General features: G+C 33.4%; 2 protein-coding genes and 1 pseudogene. All 3 read left to right on the top strand.

Annotation, left to right across the window (positions count from 1 at the left end):
- Positions 1-335: hypothetical protein (locus QI30_RS20765; protein ID WP_158621113.1), on the top strand; the 335-nt coding region annotated here is incomplete at its 5' end.
- 161 nt (positions 336-496) lie between these two features.
- Complete coding sequence (locus tag QI30_RS19990; RefSeq protein WP_126992104.1) at positions 497-1,333, top strand: hypothetical protein; 837 nt, start codon at positions 497-499, stop codon at positions 1,331-1,333.
- Positions 1,334-1,411: 78 nt separating this feature from the next.
- Positions 1,412-1,678 (top strand): annotated as a pseudogene (locus QI30_RS19985) (hypothetical protein); the annotation flags it as partial.

Here is a 1,678-nt window from a genome sequence, read left to right as displayed (position 1 = left end):
ATATGGACTTCGGTTACTCAGCTCCTACAAAACAGGACGAGCAGATAGTAGCTGTTGAAGCACCTACTCCTGTGGTCGTTGAAAAAGAGGTAACAAAAATTGAACCAGCTCAGCCACGTAAAAAGCTTGGCGTTGGGAAAGCCAACAGCACAAAAAGCTTAAAAGTACCAACTGTCATTCACAGTGAAATCAACTTGCTAGGCTCTTTCATGGATGAGGGGAAAACGTATGTGATTTTGCAGAAACTGATTGATAGTTATGTGAAGAACGAGCTAACGGATCGCCAGCAGCGTCAGTTTGAATTTATGGTTGAAGCGTTTCATGAGGAGAAATAATAAAACAAAAAAGAGAACGCGTGTACCAAGCGACACGAGCTCTCTTTATCTGATACGCTAACGCGTGTACCAAGCGACACGAGTTAAACGTTTCTTTATTAATTTATATTCCCATTATGTCAAAAAAATATACATTTTGTCAAGAACGGAGGTGTAATTCAATGCAACCTATACATGAACAAGCAACTACAAATTTACTTATTTGCTTTGATGAAAGCGGTAAAAACAGTAGCGATCCCATTCAATTAATGGGTGCACTTTCAATTCCACTTAACATATATATGCATCCAAACTTTAATACTTTCCATGCATTAAATCAAGAATTTTCATTTCATTGGACGAAATATGGTGGAGATTCAAAAATTGCTAAAGGCATTGAACAGTTATTTGAACAAGCACTTCCTTTAGCTGAATACATGAACTTCAATATGATTCGATATGCTAGTTCTGTTCTAAATTCGCAAGCTCAAAATGTTTTTAAAGACATATATAAACCTAAAAAAACTATTGTAGATAAAACTATTTATACAAAACTCCCTGAGCGTATTTGCTATGGTTTAGTTAGAGGTTATGGTGTACACAATGATGTACAGGCAAAAATTTTGATTGAGGAATCTTCTGAATATCATTCACGAAATCTGGATTCAATGTTAAAAGAAGCTTTAAATATACATTCATTATATCGTGGAGAAAACTTTGTCATTACAGAGTGTGGTTATCGTAGCAAAGGTGAAGAGATAGGCATTGAATTTATCGATATCTTTTTAGGTATAGTTGGGATTATCCTGACATGTCCTTCATACAAGGAAATATCCGGTAAAAAACAAGCAAAGGTTGAATTGGTCTTAAAATTATTAAAACAGAATAAGTTACAGCCATTTCTTAAAAACTTACGTTTATTCGAGCTGCAACAATTCAATCAATTAATCGAAGCAAATGTAGAGGCAAGTATTAAACTTTTCATTGCTAAAAATTACGAAGAATTCATCTCACTTTAGACACTGTTTTAAAATAATTCGTAAAACCCAACTATTTTAGATCCTTCTCAAATTATAATAAGAATAAGGTGCTTAATTATGGAAAATAAACAAATAAAATCAAAAAATCGTGTGGTCGATCATGGCGAAGTTTTAACACCTGATTGGTTAGTTGATGATATGTTGGATTTAATTCCATTAGACGCATCTAAAATTAGTAGTCGATATTTAGAAAATAGTTCTGGTGAAGGTGCTTTCCTTCTTGGAATATTAAAAAGAAAGTTAGATATTGTTTTTGAAACGTATGATACTCCGGAAGAGTTAGAATTTTATACAATCATTGGTTTAACGAATCTATATGGAATA

The sequence above is a fragment of the Candidatus Kurthia intestinigallinarum genome (assembly GCF_003991225.1).
GTDB lineage: Bacteria > Bacillota > Bacilli > Bacillales_A > Planococcaceae > Kurthia > Kurthia populi.
This window is presented reverse-complemented; position numbering and strand designations above follow the sequence as displayed.

Bases quoted from the DNA above. Each gene is read 5' to 3' on its own strand.
- QI30_RS19990 (WP_126992104.1), top strand. From the start codon at position 497: ATGCAACCTATACATGAACAAGCAACTACAAATTTACTTATTTGCTTT.